This is a genomic window from Solibacillus sp. FSL H8-0538 (assembly GCF_038003525.1).
In the GTDB taxonomy this organism is placed as follows: domain Bacteria; phylum Bacillota; class Bacilli; order Bacillales_A; family Planococcaceae; genus JBBOPI01.
Window position 1 is genome coordinate 797,537 of record NZ_JBBOPI010000001.1, and the last position, 16,780, is coordinate 814,316.

General features: G+C 36.8%; 17 protein-coding genes and 1 riboswitch. Of the genes, 10 read left to right on the plus strand and 7 right to left on the minus strand.

Annotated elements, in window-relative coordinates; all coding sequences use genetic code 11:
• The first annotated feature begins 7 nt into the window (after positions 1–7).
• Positions 8–256 carry a stage VI sporulation protein F gene (locus MHH87_RS03615; protein ID WP_340747964.1) on the plus strand — a complete coding sequence of 83 codons (249 nt, stop codon included), beginning with the start codon at positions 8–10 and terminating at the stop codon, positions 254–256.
• A gap of 189 nt (positions 257–445) precedes the next feature.
• Here the strand turns inward: MHH87_RS03615 and MHH87_RS03620 are convergent, their stop codons facing one another.
• From MHH87_RS03620 to MHH87_RS03630, 3 genes are all read right to left on the minus strand, one after another.
• On the minus strand, positions 446–874 hold the full coding sequence (locus MHH87_RS03620; protein ID WP_340747965.1) for a GNAT family N-acetyltransferase: 429 nt from the start codon (positions 872–874) through the stop codon (positions 446–448).
• Between the two features lie 4 nt (positions 875–878).
• Entirely contained in the window at positions 879–1,394 is a 516-nt protein-coding gene (locus MHH87_RS03625; protein WP_340747966.1) for a YjcG family protein, read from the minus strand.
• Positions 1,395–1,477: 83 nt separating this feature from the next.
• Positions 1,478–2,197: an alpha/beta hydrolase gene (locus tag MHH87_RS03630; RefSeq protein ID WP_340747967.1), complete on the minus strand. Its 720-nt coding sequence runs from the start codon at positions 2,195–2,197 to the stop codon at positions 1,478–1,480.
• Positions 2,198–2,315: 118 nt separating this feature from the next.
• On the opposite strand from MHH87_RS03630, the gene MHH87_RS03635 reads away from it, so the two are divergent.
• A complete protein-coding gene (locus MHH87_RS03635; protein ID WP_340747968.1) occupies positions 2,316–2,897 on the plus strand; it encodes a phosphatidylglycerophosphatase A family protein in 582 nt (193 codons plus the stop codon).
• A 262-nt stretch (positions 2,898–3,159) separates the two neighbouring features.
• Here MHH87_RS03635 and MHH87_RS03640 read toward each other — a convergent pair whose 3' ends face one another.
• On the minus strand, positions 3,160–4,620 hold the full coding sequence (locus MHH87_RS03640; RefSeq protein ID WP_340747541.1) for an IS1182 family transposase: 1,461 nt from the start codon (positions 4,618–4,620) through the stop codon (positions 3,160–3,162).
• A gap of 453 nt (positions 4,621–5,073) precedes the next feature.
• On the opposite strand from MHH87_RS03640, the gene MHH87_RS03645 reads away from it, so the two are divergent.
• The 4 genes from MHH87_RS03645 to MHH87_RS03660 all read left to right on the plus strand — a co-directional run bounded on the left by MHH87_RS03645 (position 5,074) and on the right by MHH87_RS03660 (position 9,064).
• The gene (locus tag MHH87_RS03645) at positions 5,074–5,334 is read left to right on the plus strand and encodes a hypothetical protein (protein WP_340747969.1); all 261 of its coding nucleotides are present in this window, start codon (positions 5,074–5,076) and stop codon (positions 5,332–5,334) included.
• 551 nt (positions 5,335–5,885) lie between these two features.
• Positions 5,886–6,680 carry a thermonuclease family protein gene (locus MHH87_RS03650; protein ID WP_340747970.1) on the plus strand — a complete coding sequence of 265 codons (795 nt, stop codon included), beginning with the start codon at positions 5,886–5,888 and terminating at the stop codon, positions 6,678–6,680.
• Between the two features lie 149 nt (positions 6,681–6,829).
• Positions 6,830–8,182, plus strand: a complete 1,353-nt coding sequence (locus MHH87_RS03655) for a transposase (RefSeq protein ID WP_340747971.1) — start codon at positions 6,830–6,832, stop codon at positions 8,180–8,182.
• Between the two features lie 357 nt (positions 8,183–8,539).
• Complete coding sequence (locus MHH87_RS03660; protein ID WP_340747972.1) at positions 8,540–9,064, plus strand: GNAT family N-acetyltransferase; 525 nt, start codon at positions 8,540–8,542, stop codon at positions 9,062–9,064.
• A 226-nt stretch (positions 9,065–9,290) separates the two neighbouring features.
• Here MHH87_RS03660 and MHH87_RS03665 read toward each other — a convergent pair whose 3' ends face one another.
• A complete protein-coding gene (locus tag MHH87_RS03665) occupies positions 9,291–9,416 on the minus strand; it encodes a bacitracin ABC transporter ATP-binding protein (RefSeq protein ID WP_340747973.1) in 126 nt (41 codons plus the stop codon).
• Between the two features lie 136 nt (positions 9,417–9,552).
• Positions 9,553–9,697, plus strand: a riboswitch (cyclic di-AMP (ydaO/yuaA leader).
• Between the two features lie 161 nt (positions 9,698–9,858).
• On the opposite strand from MHH87_RS03665, the gene MHH87_RS03670 reads away from it, so the two are divergent.
• On the plus strand, positions 9,859–11,685 hold the full coding sequence (locus MHH87_RS03670) for an APC family permease (protein WP_340747974.1): 1,827 nt from the start codon (positions 9,859–9,861) through the stop codon (positions 11,683–11,685).
• Between the two features lie 679 nt (positions 11,686–12,364).
• Here MHH87_RS03670 and MHH87_RS03675 read toward each other — a convergent pair.
• Together MHH87_RS03675 and MHH87_RS03680 are read right to left on the minus strand one after the other, a co-directional pair.
• Positions 12,365–13,264: an IS30 family transposase gene (locus MHH87_RS03675; RefSeq protein WP_340747975.1), complete on the minus strand. Its 900-nt coding sequence runs from the start codon at positions 13,262–13,264 to the stop codon at positions 12,365–12,367.
• 262 nt (positions 13,265–13,526) lie between these two features.
• Positions 13,527–13,904, minus strand: a complete 378-nt coding sequence (locus tag MHH87_RS03680) for an SET domain-containing protein (protein WP_340747976.1) — start codon at positions 13,902–13,904, stop codon at positions 13,527–13,529.
• 363 nt (positions 13,905–14,267) lie between these two features.
• On the opposite strand from MHH87_RS03680, the gene MHH87_RS03685 reads away from it, so the two are divergent.
• From MHH87_RS03685 to MHH87_RS03695, 3 genes are all read left to right on the plus strand, one after another.
• Complete coding sequence (locus MHH87_RS03685) at positions 14,268–14,798, plus strand: YceI family protein (RefSeq protein ID WP_340747977.1); 531 nt, start codon at positions 14,268–14,270, stop codon at positions 14,796–14,798.
• A 121-nt stretch (positions 14,799–14,919) separates the two neighbouring features.
• Complete coding sequence (locus tag MHH87_RS03690; protein WP_340747978.1) at positions 14,920–16,203, plus strand: AAA family ATPase; 1,284 nt, start codon at positions 14,920–14,922, stop codon at positions 16,201–16,203.
• Positions 16,200–16,775 carry an RloB family protein gene (locus MHH87_RS03695; RefSeq protein WP_340747979.1) on the plus strand — a complete coding sequence of 192 codons (576 nt, stop codon included), beginning with the start codon at positions 16,200–16,202 and terminating at the stop codon, positions 16,773–16,775. Before MHH87_RS03690 ends, MHH87_RS03695 begins: the two co-directional genes overlap by 4 nt.
• The last annotated feature ends 5 nt before the right edge of the window (positions 16,776–16,780 follow it).

Genomic DNA, 16,780 nt, shown 5'->3' on the forward strand with positions numbered 1-16,780 from the left:
GGGTTAAGTGGAAAACTCATTTTTTAAAAAAGTGGAGCGAAAAACCGGAGTAGAATTTAATGAAATTATGGCGCTTGCAAACGCAATTCAATACGCGAATTTCAAAGATGAAAAACAAGTACGTAAAATTGTACGCCGCGTGAGTAAATTAGCAAATAAGCCGATTACAAAGCAGCTAGAAGATCAAATTGTACAATCAATTCTACAAGATGGAAGCTCGCTCGATTTAAACAAAATCGAGAAATTAATGCGCTGAAAAAAGGGGTGTCTATCGGTCCAGTATACGGATCGATAGACACCCTTAATCTTAATCGGTAATGTCCAGGCATTGTCACCACACCCTCGAGGTTGCTTCGATCCCTTCTGGTGAATGCTAAAAAGATTGCTTTCATTTCGGGCTCTCCAGCACTTGTCCGGTGAAGACGTCGCGAATACCTTGTCGTTATTAGATTTGTTTTTCCATTGCACGATGTGGAATGCCAGCGTCCATAAATTCAGGGGATGTTACCACATAGCCTAGCTTTTCATAAAACGGGACAGCATAGTTTTGTGCATGCAGTTTTAGCATTTCCCAATTGTTTTCAACCGCATATTTTTCAACGGCTTCCATAATCAGTGCGCCTAGACGTTTACCACGAGAGGATTCTAGAACGCAAACACGTTCAACCTTGCCAACTTTTGGGGCGATTTCGCGTAGGCGTGAAGCCGCGATTGTTTGGTCTCCATTATTTACGATGAAATGAATTGACGTTTGGTCATGTTCATCAATTTCTAAATGTTGTGGAATACCTTGTTCTTCAACGAAAACTTTCATGCGGACGTCAAAGGCACGCCCGCGGTCCTCTTCGTTTTGTACTAATTTCACTTCAAACACAGTATCATTCAGCTCCGCTCAATTTATATGTTTCATAGGTAGTCCATGAGCCATCTTCTAATTGATACACTAAATGTATACGATCAATAGACTCCTGCGCATCTACACCAGTCATGCGCAATTGGCCGAAAATATCGTCATGTTCAGAAGCTGAAAGTTTTTGTGCAATTGTAATATGTGGTACAAACACATGCTTAGGCGCACCGATAGTTAACTGCTCCTGAAGCTCCGTATGAATCTTTTTAAGTTGCGATGTTGGTTCAATTCGGAAGTAAATCGTGTTCGTTGTTGGATAAAACGAACTAATACGTGAAGCATGAATTTGCAATGGTGCAAATTTCTCGGCAATCTCCTGAATCTTTTTTGAAATTTCCTGAATTTGCATATCATCCGCATTAAATGAATCTTTTAACGTCATATGCGGTGTAATATGCGCAAAGTGTGGATCGTAGCGCTTGCGATAAGTGTTCGCTAAATCCTGTAAGTTCTTAGATGGAAATGCAACAATTCCATAATTCAAAGTAAATTACCTCCCTTAAAGTGATCGATTTTCTTTTTTAGTATAACAGATTGCTTTTCAATAAAACATTTGAAAAGCACATATTATCCGAAAATTTCAATTAATGCTCGTTTAAGATCAGGCTTCCAATACTTCCATGTATGGTTGCCCTCAATTTCTTCGTAAAAGGTCGGAATGCCAAGTTCGATGATGAGCTCATGCAACACTCGATTCGGTGTTAGGAAGTCCTTCACCGTTTTATCCGTTGTAATTACCTCGTTTTCACGTAGGCCAATAATATGGTAAAGAGAGAGTAAATCAGTATCCTTGGCTTTACGTACCTCGTTTAGAACATATTCGTCTACATAAGGCGACTGCAGAATGACCTTACCGAAAATATTTGGGTAATTAACGGCCGTCAATAGGGAAACGGTCGCTGCCATAGAATCACCAATAAGCGCACGACTTGAGCCAACTTGGAAAGTTGTAAATTCGTTATCTAAATAGGGTACGAGTTCATGTGCTAGAAAGCGCAGATATGCCTGAAATTGATCGCCGGTAGGTATATACTTGCGCTTACGATCATCCGCGTTTTTGTATGGAACGCCTACGATGATGACATTTTCAATGATATAGTCCTCAATGAGCTGATCGGCGAGCCGTGGAATTCCACCTAATTGGAAATAATCTCTGCCATCAGAGGCGATTAAAATGTTATATTCGTATAGTGGAGAATAGTTCGCTGGTATATAGATAAGCAGCTCCAACTCCTCTTGTAAAGCATCGCTAAAAAAAGCAACCTCTTGTACAGTTCCTTTTTCCATGAATGTCACTCCTGTCTATCATTTGTAAGGAAATTGTATCATATTGGATAATAAAGGTGTAAAATAGAAGAATGTGTAGCTAAATAATCTTGAAATTAAGTAGAAACGAGGATTTATCATGCATAATAAAAATATTCGAGTTCATTCTGATAGTGTCACAAAGGCAACCTATGCTGCAATAAAGCGTCGCGGCGTTGAAATTCAAGATATAGCTGAAATCGTTTATACAATGCAGTCCCCATATAATGAAGGCTTAACGATGGAGCATTGTACTCAATCGGTTGAACGAGTGTTATGTAAGCGAGAAGTACAACATGCGGTATTAGTCGGCATCGAATTAGATGAGCTTGCCGAAAAGAAAATGTTATCTGAGCCATTACAATCAATTATTGAATCGGATGAAGGATTATTCGGAGTCGATGAAACAATTGCGCTAGGAGCTGTCTTCACATATGGAAGTATTGCGGTGACAACATTTGGCCACTTAGACAAACAAAAAATCGGCATTATTCAAAAGTTAGATACAAAGTCAGGCAATGGCGTGCACACATTCCTAGATGACTTAGTAGGAAGTATTGCAGCTTCGGCAGCTTCACGTATTGCACACCGTATGCGCGATTTAGAGGAAGAGGGCGAAACATTTGCCGATATTCCACCAGTCATTTTAGGACCTCAACCAAAAGCAAAAAAAGACATTTAATTGTAGTAGCCATTTACGCTTTTTGTAAATGGCTTTTTAGTTGATAAGGAAATTATAAAATTTCGCCATGTGGACAACTTTTAAAAAAAGTAAATGCAACGTCTAGGCTAAAGCGCCAGCCCCTCGAGGTCGCGGTCTGCCCTCTGGCGAAAGGAGGGCACTGAAAAACTTACGTTTTTTATGATGGTTTCGTTTTTCAAATAAGAATAAGGCACTTTCTGTTCGAATCGAACGGAAAGTGCCTTATTTCTTTGTCTATTACTTACACTTTTTCATTTAGCAGTTTCAATATTCGTTTGAGATTCACCGCAAATATCGTTGTGGCACCTTGGATTTGCATGCCAAATAAACCCGCTGATATGGCTGTTTTATAGCCATGCGGATTTTTTAATTCACTATTTTTCGCCTCTATTTTATAACGGTTTTTCGCAAGCTGTTTAAATGCATCAGTTTCTTGGAAAGCAGCTTGTTCTTCATGTTCAATTGATTTAATGGTCACATTATAGGTTTTACTTTTTGCCTCATCCTTATAACAGCCCTCACGCATCTGGCAGACTTTACATTTTTCAATATCAAAATAAAATGCCATTTTCGGATTTTTATTCTTATTTTTATTCTTAGAAAGTGCCTTTCGAATAGCTAGATGCCCAGCTGGACAGACAAACATACCAGCATCTTTATTGTAATCAAATTCGATTTTTCGTTGTCCGCTACCGTTTGTAATGACTGAATTTAACTTTGAAATTAATTGGAGCTCTTTTGATTTAGCATATTGTAAGTTATCTTTCGCAGAATAAGCGGCGTCACCAATCACCGTTTCAATTTCCATACCTGCCTCTTTACTTTTTTCAACTAGTTCTTGAAGATAATGACCATCACTTTTTTCACCTGTTGTCACAACCGCAGCCGTAATAATTCGTTCATCACTCATCGCAATATGCGTTTTGAAACCAAAGAAAGCCGAGTCAGCCGACTTATGTCCAACCCGCGCATCGGGATCATTTGAATAGCTTAACTGATTCTCATAATCATCAATCACTTCTTTTAAAACATTTAATTTTTCTTTCACAGCCGGGATTTGTGCAACCTTTGATTGCGTTTCCACCACTTCAACTACTTGACGACAGTAATCTAATTCTTCTGTGACTTCATTTGACGTAGGCTTCTCAGGGAATTTTCCAACCATGTTTTCGTCGAGTTGATACACGGCTTTACGTACATTTTTAGATTTTTCCTGTAAAAATTCTTTTGGCGATTTTTGATTATAACGAGCCTTTGTATGGGTAGCGTCAACGATGACCATTTTACTTAGTAGTAGCCCTTTTTCTAAGGCAATTTCAACTGTTTTCTGAATCAGTAAATCTATTAAATTCACATCTTGGAGACGAAGTCGACGGAATTTTGTCAGTGAACTTGAATCGATTACATCATCTTCTGGTGCCATCTCTAAAAAATATTTAAAGGACATATCGTATTTTGAACGCTCGACAAGGTCGGCATCCGATAGATCATGAATCACTTTTAATAGTAAATATTTAAACATACGAATCGGTGGAATCGCGTTACGGCCATTATCTAAACAGTATTTCGATTTTAGTTCGTCTAGAATAAATGAGAAATCCACAAGTTCATTAATTTGGCGAAGCATATTGTCCTTTGGGATAATTAAATCGTACAACGCCATGTACGGGCTCAAATTGAATGTTTCCTGTTTAGAAATCATGGTCGCACCACCTTTTATTAGTACTTTAATTATACAAGAAATGTGTGCGATTATACGAGGGAAGAGCCCTTCTTGTGATGAAAGTAGTTCCAGTTGATTGGAATGGAGGCGGCGACTTCTGCGGGAACAGCACGAGCGGAAGCACCCGGACTGAGCGAAGCGAGGGAGAAGGCTGGAGCCGTGCCCGCGAAAAGCGTCCGCCGGAATGGAAATCAACGGCATCGAAGAAAAAAAGCGTCCAGTAACGAATTTCCGTTCTTGGACGCTCTTACTTATAGCTGAAGGACTTTTTCAGTGCCCTCGGCGAAAGTGGTGGAGCATTTACTTTCACTTCGGGCTCGAAAGCAACTTGTCGGGGCTAAGCGGTCGCTTTAGCGCTTTTGTTCTTTGCGTCATAGCAAATGTTTGATAGGATAAGATGAGACAAAATGAACAACAGTGAGGGAACACGTTATGAAGATGAAGGATATTAAAACATTAATCACGAGCGGAACGATTTTACTTGCAGGTGCCTTGTATATGATTTTTGCGGAGCCAGCAAAAGAAAATACAAATGTCACGTCACCGCCATCACAAACACAAACGCAGTCGACAACAAAACAATCGACAAATGTTGCTGATTACATCATTACGCCACAATATGCGACAAACGCAACGGGTAATGAATTAATCGATGTGGAGTTTTTATCAGCAAATGACGGCTTATCACTATAAAACTGTACATTAAAATATTGTACACATTAAAATCGTAAAGTGTTGATATTACTGTAATTTCATGTAGGTCCCCAAAATTCATATGTACACAATAAAAATTAGTTAATTATAGATTTAGACGTATCTTAATTAACTTTGTTTGTATGGAAGTGTACATATTTAGCTCATATATAATAATGATATATCAATCAGGATGTATAAATATTGCTTAATTATAAAGGTATTATGATCTTCGGTTTTTGTGACTGAAGATTTTTTTATGTAAAGGAATTATCATTTAAAATTCTTAGTGAAAAATAAATCGAATTCATTGTGATATTAGTTTATTGATAATAGACTTAAATAAAGTGTTAAATGAATGTTGGAAGAGAGGTACAGGAAATGAGTGACAAAGATATTAAGACTTTAATTACAAGTGGAACGATTATTTTAGCAGTTGTACTGTATTTAATATTTAGTTAGAAACTAGCAGTATTCAATTGAGGATTAAAGATTTATATTAGATCTGGTTAAGAAAGTTGGACATTAATTTGAAAAAAATATTTTTTGCATTGTTTTTTTCTACATTGCTGTTAAGTGCATGTACTGAAGAGACTAGTACAGATATTATTGAAACTGAAGAAATTCAAGAGTTAGTAGCTTCATCTAATGTAACTGCTGAAAAGCATGATATAAGCAAATTTGAGCAATACGAATTACAAGAAGTCATTGATGGTGACACAATTAGAATAAAATATAACGGTAGCTCAGAAAAGGTGCGTTTTCTTCTTGTAGATGCACCCGAAACAAATCATGAAACATTGGGTGAGCAACCATATGGGCTTGAAGCGAAAGAGTTTGTAAAGCAGTTATTGGCTGGACAAGATTCGGTGTATTTAGAATTTGACGTTTCCTATCGTGATAAATACAAACGATTATTAGCATATATTTATACTAAAGATGGAATCAGTGTTCAGGAGCAACTCTTGAAAAATGGATTAGTACGAGTAGCATATATTTACGATCCCAATACAAAGCATGTAGATTGGTTTAAATCGATTCAAAAAACTGCAGAACAAGCTGTTATTGGTATTTGGTCAGTTGAAGATTACGTAACAAATCGTGGATATGATAAAGATGTATATTATGCTGCTATGAAAGAAGGACATCAATCTAAAGTAGACGAGGACAACTTGAATAATACTAGCAGTAATAGTAGTTGTGAAATTAAAGGAAATATTAATTCCAAAGGCAACAAAATTTATCATATGCCAGGACAACGTGATTATGAGAATACAGTAGCGGAAGAAATGTTCTGTACTGAAGAAGAAGCTGAAGCAGCTGGGTTTATTCCTGCTAAGCAATAATGTAGTATTAGAATAAATTATATTTGAGTTAATTTCATAACTCCAATCCCTTGTCTCCCAAGGGTTTCAAAACAATAAAAAAAGGGCACCTCCCCAATTTGGTATAATTTAAGTGACCAAACCAAAATTATCCCTGAGGTGAATGCCCTATGACTATTGTAAAACAAATGCGTCTATTTGACATCCAAGAATTAATGGAAATGGAAAGTTCTCGTCGTTTTGATGCGATTTTGGCCACTTTCGATCTACAGCCGATTTTCCAACTGTTCCGTAAAACAACCATGTACGGTGCTCCGCGAGAGTTAAACTACGGTGCGATGATTCAATCATTAGCTAATCGTCTTGTGGAACGCATTCCAACCGTAAAAGATTTAGTGAAACGGCTAAAATATGATCTTATTTTCCGATTAGATTGTGGCTTTCTATTATCAGATTCAGTACCCTCTGAAGCTTCTTATTCACGCATGGTCGACGTGATTAGCCAATCAGATGTCTTTGGTCAAATGAATGATGACCTGATTCGAGCAGCCTTTACAAAAGGGTTTTTAGCTGATGAACACGTTAGTTATGACGCGACACATTTTGAAGCGCGTGATGCGTCCAAACCATCTGAGAAAAAAGAAAAAGCACCGAAAAAACGCGGGCGTAAATCGAAAGAAGAACGTGCTGCTTGGCTCGCGGAACAAGCCGAAATCGAGGCCAATCTCACAACCTACGAAAAGAAATTAGCAGCTCAATTACCGATCCCGACAGCGACACTTCGGCAAGACATTCCGATTGAACCGAAGTGGGGCGTGAAGAAGAATAGTGACGGTAAAAACACGTTCTGGTTCGGCTTCAAAGGGCATTTAGCTGTCTCGACCAAAAGCCAGTACATTGTGGCATGCTTGATGTCGTCCGGCAATTTAAGTGATAGTAAAGCGGCGATTCCCCTATTAAAAAAGGTAGCGGAAGTCGTGCCAAATCAATTTACAACCGCTATTTTCGATGCAGGATATGACTACGAAGCGATTTACCGCCAAATCATAAATCAAGACATGAAAGCGATCATTCCTTATGTGAAACGCCGTGAATCTGAAATTTTAGGCTTGGATGAACATTTCCGTCCAACGTGTGTACGGGAACATAGCTACTGTTACGACAGCTTTGACAAGAAATACCAAAGCTTAAAATTTACACGTCCGAAAGAATGTGCAACGTGTCCATTATGCGAGGATTCACTGTGTCAAAAAGTCTTTAAAATCAAGTGTGAAACGGATATTCGCAAGTATACGTACCCAGCAAGAGGCTCCGCATTATGGGACAAACTATATAAAGAACGTACAGCCTTTGAACGCGTGAATGCCTACTTAAAAGAATATTTCCAATTAAATAATGTCCGTCACCGAACAGGTAGAAAAGCCAAGCTACATTTCAATCTGGTGACGTTTATTTATAATGCCTGCAAATTAGCCGTCGATCGTTTGAATGCACAATTAAATGCACAAAATACAGCTGCATAATTTTTAAAAAATGAAAATCAGGAAATTGGGCTAGTCTAAGCTCTTGAAAAAATCGAGTTATGAAATTGATTCAAATAATGAACTAAAAAACACCCCGTAAAAGTTAGAAACAAAATCTAACTTTTACGGGGTGTTTTTGTAAATATTGAACGTTTACTTGAACACTGATAGCGAGTTTGTGAAGAAATGTACTTAAACTATAGGAGGACTTTACTTGAAGAACATTGAGTTGCATAGGCAGCTCTTTTTTCTTCTTCAACTAACGAGGCAGTATAGTTCAATAAGAATACGGAATTTTATGTTAGGATATATACATAAACATAATACATTTTTAATGATTATTTAAGGAGTGGTAGAATGTTTCCTGTGCTTGAAACGAAACGATTAGTATTAAAGGAATTAGTTGAAAATGATGCTCAAAATATCTTAAAGTGTTTTTCGAATGATGATGTATTACGTTATTACGGTCAGAAACCTCTAACAAGTATAGAGCAGGTAAAACAAATTATTAAAAATTTCGCAGAACAATTCAAAGAAAAAAGTGGAATGAAATGGGGTATTGAACTCAAAGAAACAGGTACTATTATTGGAACAATTGGATTGCAGGAGTGGTCTTTGGAACATAAAAGAGCGAACATAAGCTATGCAATTTTCCCAGAAAAATGGGGTAATGGATATGCTAGTGAAGCTGTTGATAAAGTGATTTCGTATGGGTTTCAAGAACTTGGATTAGAACGTATAGGTGCAGTTGTTTTTGTTGAAAATAAAGCTTCGAGTCAGTTATTAATAAAATTAGGTTTTACAAAGGAAGGTACGCTAAAAAAGTATATGTATCAAAATGATAAACCATACGATACGGATGTTTACTCACTGTTAAAGTAAAAACAGGTTTAGTTAGTTTTTAACATTCCAATATTCTTAAATGATTTTAGTTATTGAACTATCAGGTGCTTTACTTGAAGAACATTGAGTTGCATATGCAGCTCTTTTTTTCTTTATTGAACTAACGAGGCAGGTTACTTGAATATGTAGGCCAACAAAAAAAACCGCACACAATGCGGTCTGATGTTCAATATTTATGGGATACCTTTTTAGGTAGACTTATATTCTAATCATCATTACTAATGGGTTCCTTATTTTGTTCATTTGTGTTATCCCCATATTGCTGATTAATTTCTTTAGCTAACTCATCTAAAAATTCATCAGATAAAAAGGGACTATTTTCTTTAAACATGTAAATCCTCCTTTGACGTCTAAAATTTGAATTAATATCTACGTTACTAACATTTACGTTTTCCTAAGTTTTAATCCTTTTACATAAAATTTATTTACTTTTGCTGAACACAGCAGTATTATAATCACAGTTTCAAATTTCTAAATCGCTGAAACCATTAGGTACGGGGGAACCGTTTTTTGGGGGTGTTACTTAACCCAAGGGGTGAATCCTTTCTAGGTAGGGCTACTCAAAGGTCCGAATCCGACAGCTAACCTCGTAAGCGTTATATGGGAAGGAAGGTGGAGCTTGTGACACGAAAAAAGCGATGTGTTTACAGGTCTATTAACTATGACTTGTAGGCACTTTTTTTATTCATGTAAAAATTTTGCTCTTTTTGGATAAATGACTGGTGATAGGGGAATATATAACCTATTCACACTATTTAGGCGGTGAGTAATTAATGATTTCATCCATAAAAAGGTTTTTAATCGGACGACCTTTGAAATCCAATGAATTAGGAGAACAGAAGCTTAACAAAACAAAAGCATTAGCCATCCTTTCTTCTGATGCTCTGTCATCAGTGGCATATGGTCCTGAACAAATTTTAATAGTTTTAGTTACGATTGGTGCAGCAGCATTTTGGTATTCAATTCCTATCGCAGTTGGGGTATTAATTCTCTTAACAGCTCTCATATTATCTTATAGGCAAATCATCTTTGCTTATCCTCATGGGGGTGGAGCGTATGTGGTTTCGAAAAGCAATCTAGGTGTAAATCCAGGCTTAATAGCTGGAGGTTCTTTATTGGTGGATTACATATTAACTGTTGCTGTAAGTGTGTCTGCTGGCACTGATGCTATCACATCTGCCTTTCCCACCTTACATGACTTTAATGTAGAAATTGCCATTGCTTTTGTGATTTTTATTACAATTTTGAATTTAAGAGGAGTAACGGAGTCTGCTTCAATATTAGCCTACCCCGTTTACTTATTCGTTTTAGCGGTGTTCATATTAATTGGTGTGGGTATTTATAATATTCTAACAGGAGGAGTTTCGCCCGAACTACGCACCCCAATAGGTACACCTGTGGCGGGAATCAGTTTATTTATTCTTTTAAGAGCATTTGCTTCAGGAAGCTCTGCCTTAACAGGTGTTGAAGCCATATCGAATGCCATTCCTAATTTTAAAGACTCAGCTCCTAATAATGCTGCTAAAACATTAATGGCAATGGGAGCCTTGCTTTCCATACTGTTTTCAGGAATCGTAATTTTAGCCTATTATTACGGCATTGCTCCAAGTGGAGAGGTAACCGTTGTTTCCCAAATTGCTGAAGAAACTTTCGGACGGAATTTCATGTACTTTATTATTCAAGGTACTACAGCATTGATATTAATCCTTGCTGCAAATACTGGTTATTCTGCTTTCCCTTTGTTGGCGGTTAATCTCGCAAAAGATAAGTTTATTCCCAGAATGTTTCTGATGAGGGGAGACCGATTAGGATATTCTAATGGAATCATCATACTTGGTATTACTTCTATTATTTTAATTTTTGCTTTTCAGGCAGAAACAGAGCATCTTATCCCACTTTATGCAGTTGGAGTATTCCTTCCATTTACTTTGTCTCAATCGGGAATGATGGTTAAATGGCTGCGAGAAAAACCTAAAGGGTGGATTCCAAAATTCATAATCAATACAACGGGTGCCGTTATTAGCTTTACGGTCACAATGATGTTCTTTTTAACAAAATTCTCACAGGTTTGGTCAATTTTAATTTTTCTACCTATCATTGTCTTCCTCTTTCATCGAATTAGAAAGCATTATGAAGCTGTTGGAGACCAACTTAGGCTCACAACTTGTGAATCATCTATGACCATTGAAGGTAATGTTATGATAGTGCCTGTTGCTGGCATGACTCATGTTGTAGAAAATTCCTTGAACTATGCTAAATCTCTTTCTCCTGACCAAATTATTGCTGTATATGTGGCATTCGAGAGAGAAGACGAGCAAAGGTTTGAAGAAAAATGGAAGAAGTGGCAACCTGATGTAAGATTAGTAACACTGCATTCTCATTACAGAAGTATCATCAATCCACTTACCAAATTTGTTGATATTGTAGAGCATAAAGCGAAGGAAGGTAATTATAAGGTAACGGTTATCATTCCACAATTTATTCCTAAAAAAGGCTGGCACAATATTCTTCATAACCAATCAAGTTTAATTATTCGTGCCTTCTTGTTGTATCGGAGAGACGTAGTCGTAACAACTGTACCTTATCATTTAAAAAAATAAAAAAGCGGGGCTTTATGTACCTCCTTATTTTGATATTAATCGGAGCTACTTAAAGCAGCTCTTTCTTCTTGAATTACCATGTAAGGACAGTATTTTCTTGCGTATTTTGTGGTGAGCGCTGGATTCATGGTTGGCTAACAGTGTTAAAGTTCAATATGAGCAAACTGCTTCTACAGCCTTTGATCTTCTGCAATCGGGCGCGATTGTTGAACAACATAAGTAGAAAATGATGAAACCTTTTTATTAAAACTAAATTCAAATTTACAAAAGAGAAATCCATTTTGATCAATCTTTTTTCAAAATGGATTCTTTTATTTGCCATAAAACACGGATTCGAATGATATTTTTGATCAAACTTTGTTTCAAAGCTAGACTTAGGATAAAATATTAGAGCTACAACTAATTGTGCTAAAGTGTGTATTAGAAAATAACTTAGGGGCCTTTTGCAATACCTTCTCATTTTTCTGATATTCAGCAATTGGGCGCTTTACTGTGGAAGGTGTTTTTTTGATATGCCAGTACACATTAAGGGATTGATTTTGTTAAGTTAAAATAAGATTGTGAAGATTTTCACTTAAACTAATTGGGTGCTTTAGTGGAATAAGGAGATTTAAAATAATAAATCTTTTTATAAGACCGTTTGTCAAATTAAGTGCAACAGTTCTTCCTGAAACGCCTCTTATGCAGTTTTCCAGTTAAGGCATTTCCTTGGTCGTTTGTTAATGAGATCGAGTGCTTGTTTCATCTCATCTGGTGCGACGTTATCGAAATTCGTTTTCTTTGGGAAGAACTCCCGCAGTAAGCCGTTCCCATTTTCATTACTCCCACGTTGCCAAGAAGAATAGGCATCCGCAAAATAGACCTGGATATTTAGTTCTTTCTCTAGCACGTTGTAACAGCTAAATTCTTTCCCACGATCCGTTGTAGCGGTTTGAATCGCACCTTTGGGTAACTGCTGATGTAAAAGTTTTGCGGCTGATTCCATTGATTTCGCCGAACGGTCTGCTATTAAAATTCCTTTGTACCAGCGTGTTTTACGCTCAATGAAAGTAGCGACGCAGCCCTTTGCTTGCCCACGTCCAGAAACGACTGTATCGAGCTCCCAATGACCAAATGTTTCGCGTTTACGAACTTCTTTGGGGCGTTTTGAGATGGGTGTACCAATGTTAAAACGACCTCTTGTTTCTCGCGGTTTCTGGCGTTTTCCTTTTTGACGAAGGACCGTTAATGGCACTTCTAATAAGCCCTGATAAATCCAACGATAGATGGTCTTAAAACTCAGCTTTCCTCGATACAAGCGGCCAACAATCTGTTCCGGTGACCAAGTTTCACCCAACTTTTCTTGAACAGCTTCTTTTAACTTGGTTGTCAATTTTGACTTCGCACCACAGTTCAATTTATTGGCTTGATAGCGTGCCTGTGCTTCTTCAGCTGTACAATTGGCATGTCTTTTTAATTCACGTGAAATGGTAGAAGGCTGTCGATTTAATTGTTTCGCAATTTCTCGGATCGGATAGCCTAGTTCAAGTAATGTTTCTATTTTCACACGTTCCGATATGGTAAGATGTTTGTAGCTCATAACGATTTCCTCCGTTCAAATGTTGGTGTGGTAACTACATTTTACACGAGGTCGTTATGGGCTTCTTTTATTTACCCTTGGGTGTTGGCACTTAATATTACAATTCGTCTCCTAAAAAACAGAAAAACCATCTATCAGTTATTTTGATAGATGGTTAATAAATTTGTTTAAAAAATTATTTTCTGCAATGCTAAATTGTTTTGGAATACTAAAGTGGGTTCATTTAGGAAGGCGAATCGTTAAGAATCGACTCTCTATCCGTTTATTCCTGATTAAACCACAGTTCATCTTTATCATCAACGTCGCCATTATAATTGATTAAAATTTCATCTCCTGCTTTTATATCTGTGTAAGCATAGAAGTCAAAAGTTTGATTTTTAAAATTAATCTCATACATTGCATTTGGTTCATAAGAATGATTAAACAACATTCCATAACCAAGAAGGATAGCTGATCGACCTATTCCATACTCAAAAGCGTAATCAGCAAGCAAGGTTTGCTCAATGTATTGATGCTCTTCGTTTGGATAAGAAATGACAGGTGCTTCATGTAAAAGATCGCCTTTTTTGAAATCACATGTAGCAAATACCCCTCTATTGAATTCTCCATCACTTAATGGAGATGTTTTTACCTCAATCATGTTTGTTCGCCTACTCACTTTTAAAAATTTTCTTTCTAACTGTAACATTAATTTGAACTTTGAGCTCCTATTATTTGAATATGTTAAAGAATTTTTTATTATTAACGACTTTATTGTAAATTAAACACCCATATTGTCACCAAACAACAAGTAAAGTTATTGCTCTAACTTTTTTCTTGATGTAATTTAATTATCTATATATGAAGTTACAAATAGTAAGTTTTATTACTATTTGTAACTTCATATGCATAGTATAAAGAATAGTGCGAAATTGTTTCCCATTTAGTTAGGGTAACAATTTAAGTAGCTATTTTAATTTTTGAAAACAATCTCGAATTCGAGATAATTAGGAGGAAATATAAAATGACTAAATGGACAATTGATCAATCACACTCAAACATTGGCTTCTCAGTTAAACACATGATGGTATCAAAAGTTAAAGGACAATTCGATGCATATAGTGCAACAGTTGAAGCAGCTGACCTTTCGGATTTAACAGGGGCAACTATTCATTTTGATATTCAAACAGCAAGCATTAACACACGTAGCGAAGACCGTGATAACCATTTAAAGTCAGGTGATTTCTTCGACGCAGAAAATTACCCAAGTATTAAATTCGAGTCAACAAATATTTCAAAATCAGGAGATGGCTATGCAGTTACTGGTAACTTAACAATTAAAGATGTTATGAATGAAGTTACATTTGAAACTGAATTCAACGGTAAAGGTACAAATCCTTGGGGCCAAGAAGTGTACGGCTTTGAAGCGGAAGCTAAAATTAATCGTGAAGAATTCGGTTTAGTTTGGAACGCAGCACTAGAAACTGGTGGCGTATTAGTTGGAAAAGACATTAAAATTAGTGTGGAACTTGAATTAAATCCAGCGGCAGAGTAATTATTACTTTCATGCAAACGACAAATCTCTTACTAGATTTGTCGTTTTCTCCATTTTTGAGGAGAATTTTAGTTTTTCAATGTATAATAGAATAACTTATGCATTGAATGGGGGAAGAAGATTGTTAGTAGATCTTAAAGTGAAAAACTGTTTGTCCTATAAAGAGGAAACAGTGTTTTCAATGGTATGTGGCGCACGCGTGCGAAAGTTAAAGGATACGCATACAATTGCCTCAACTAAAGTGAAGGTCGTTAAAAGCGCCTTTATTTTCGGCCCAAATGGTAGTGGTAAATCGAATTTATTTGCGGCATTAAAAGTATTACGTTCTCTCTTATTTAATTTTGAAAGTTTAAATAATATTAAACAAATGAAGCTACCCTACCAGCCATTTAAGCTTGGCTCCGATTTTCAGGAACCGACTGAATTTGCTATTTCACTTATGCTTGACGGTGAGCTCTTTGAGTTTGAAGTGCGTTATGATCATGAAAAAATCGTTTATGAGCGCTTCTCCAAGGTGATGAAATCGGGCACGAAGCATTTTTTTAAGCGTACATATGATGAGAAGACAAAGAAATATGATTATGTGACAGGGAAGAAGAGCCATGTCGAACTTATTCACTATACACGGCAAAATACGGCGTTTCTCGCGATTTTAAATGTGTTTAATGATCCTGATGCAGCAAAGGTTTTTGATTGGTTTATGAGCAAAATTATTTTCTTAGATGAATCCAATCGTCTCTCAAGTCATCCACTCATCCGTAAGCTTGAAGAGGATGATTTTAAGCAAGAGGTCATTCAGTTGTTGAAAATTGCGGATTTTTCCATTCAAGATGTGTCAGCAAAACGTGTAGAGCGTAAGGAGAAAAATTCTATATTACATGATTATGAGGCGCTAGATAGTGTCATTCAGGAAATGGATATTGACCTTCACTATTTATCATTTGATTCATTCGGTACACCCATTGGTACAAAGTCGATTAACTGGACGATGGATTCCAAAGGGACGATTCGTATGCTGTACCTAGCTTGTGTCATGGTGGATGCATATAATAAAGGGAAAACGATTTTTATCGATGAGTTTGATACGGCATTTCATGTATCGATTTGTGAATTTTTAATGGCAATCATGAATAGTAAACGTAACGGCAATAATCAGTTTGTCGTGACGAGCCATGAAATTGATTTACTGGATCAGCCATTACGTCCTGACCAAATATGGTTTGTGAATAAAAGCTATAAAAATGAATCGGAGCTGTATTCATTATTTGATTTTGCAGATTTACATAAAAAACGTGCAGAAATTTCCTATGCGAAGCGTTATTTAAAAGGGGAGTTTGGTGCAACGCCCGTTATTAATGAATACTTGTCCGAGCGCTACTTAGATGAGGAGGGGCAACCACAATGAAAATGCGTGAACGAGGATCATTAGCTTTACGCAAAACGATTTTGATTTATTGTGAAGGCGAGACAGAGCGTATTTATTTTGAGCAAATGAAAATTTTAAAACGCTCCAAAATGGTCAGTGTAAAAATTAAAAATGTGAAGCGTTCTGCATTAAAGTTAGCACAGCATGCGTATCGCGATTCAAGCTACCAACCATTTGATGAAGTATGGGTTGTGTTTGATAAAGACGATTTAACGGAAAAGCAGCTTGAGGAAGTGAACGACTTTTGTGAACGTCACGAAATACTGATAGCCTACACAAATGAAGCATTTGAGCTATGGCTGCTTTTACACTTTGAGCAAATTGATGTAACACAAGTGTACCCACGAGCGCTGCTTAATGAAAAAATGGGAGACTATTTAAACGTAGCGCGTTATTTCCGAAATAAGGGTAATGCAGAAGTCATTGCTCCAATTGCGCTACGTCATGAGATAGCGATGAAAAACTGTAGTGAAATGATGGCACTACGGAATTCAGATAGCCGAGATAATCCGTACTGTAATTTGCATGAGATGATTCGTAACGTATTTTAGTGCTC

Bases quoted from the DNA above. Each gene is read 5' to 3' on its own strand.
- MHH87_RS03645 (WP_340747969.1), top strand. From the start codon at position 5,074: ATGAAGATGAAGGATATTAAAACATTAATCACGAGCGGAACGATTTTA.
- MHH87_RS03675 (WP_340747975.1), bottom strand. From the start codon at position 13,264: ATGAGCTACAAACATCTTACCATATCGGAACGTGTGAAAATAGAAACA.
- MHH87_RS03665 (WP_340747973.1), bottom strand. From the start codon at position 9,416: ATGTTTAAAGAAAATAGTCCCTTTTTATCTGATGAATTTTTAGATGAG.
- MHH87_RS03630 (WP_340747967.1), bottom strand. From the start codon at position 2,197: ATGGAAAAAGGAACTGTACAAGAGGTTGCTTTTTTTAGCGATGCTTTA.
- MHH87_RS03685 (WP_340747977.1), top strand. From the start codon at position 14,268: ATGACTAAATGGACAATTGATCAATCACACTCAAACATTGGCTTCTCA.
- MHH87_RS03660 (WP_340747972.1), top strand. From the start codon at position 8,540: ATGTTTCCTGTGCTTGAAACGAAACGATTAGTATTAAAGGAATTAGTT.
- MHH87_RS03640 (WP_340747541.1), bottom strand. From the start codon at position 4,620: ATGATTTCTAAACAGGAAACATTCAATTTGAGCCCGTACATGGCGTTG.
- MHH87_RS03635 (WP_340747968.1), top strand. From the start codon at position 2,316: ATGCATAATAAAAATATTCGAGTTCATTCTGATAGTGTCACAAAGGCA.
- MHH87_RS03655 (WP_340747971.1), top strand. From the start codon at position 6,830: ATGACTATTGTAAAACAAATGCGTCTATTTGACATCCAAGAATTAATG.
- MHH87_RS03670 (WP_340747974.1), top strand. From the start codon at position 9,859: ATGATTTCATCCATAAAAAGGTTTTTAATCGGACGACCTTTGAAATCC.
- MHH87_RS03695 (WP_340747979.1), top strand. From the start codon at position 16,200: ATGAAAATGCGTGAACGAGGATCATTAGCTTTACGCAAAACGATTTTG.
- MHH87_RS03680 (WP_340747976.1), bottom strand. From the start codon at position 13,904: ATGATTGAGGTAAAAACATCTCCATTAAGTGATGGAGAATTCAATAGA.